The sequence below is a fragment of the Pleomorphomonas diazotrophica genome, from assembly GCF_002844595.1.
Taxonomy (GTDB): Bacteria; Pseudomonadota; Alphaproteobacteria; order Rhizobiales; family Pleomorphomonadaceae; genus Pleomorphomonas; species Pleomorphomonas diazotrophica.
Genome location: NZ_PJNW01000038.1, coordinates 1 through 381, shown reverse-complemented (window position 1 = coordinate 381; position 381 = coordinate 1). Strand labels below are relative to the sequence as shown.

Genomic DNA, 381 nt, shown 5'->3' with positions numbered 1-381 from the left:
ACCGGCAACGGTGTCATCGACGTCACGCCGACACATACCTACGACCTGACCTAGCTCGAAATGGTCGGCGTCGAGGGCATTTTCGCAGCATTGTCTGCGGCTGTGGTGCTCGGCGCCCTCGGGCACTGGCTCTATGACGTGCTGGCGCACCGGCGCTACGACAACTACGAGGGATACGACACATGAGTTTCACCCGGTTCCTGCAGGATGACCCGCTGCTCACCCGCGAGCAAGTGATGGCCGGGCTGATTCGGGTCGCCGACGAGCTGAACATGCCCGACAAGCGCGGCGCCTGCGTCATTGCGGGCATGACGATTTCGCAAGAGGTCGGCGTAAAGGACAACGACCCGCCGTTCGAGCGGCGGTTCTGGTGCCCGGCCA

At 63.5% G+C, this 381-nt stretch carries 1 protein-coding gene; it reads left to right on the top strand.

Going from position 1 to position 381, the window contains the following annotated elements; all coding sequences use genetic code 11:
- Positions 1-182: 182 nt before the first annotated feature.
- The coding region (locus CXZ10_RS21300; protein WP_210199982.1) for a hypothetical protein at positions 183-381 on the top strand (199 nt) is incomplete at its 3' end.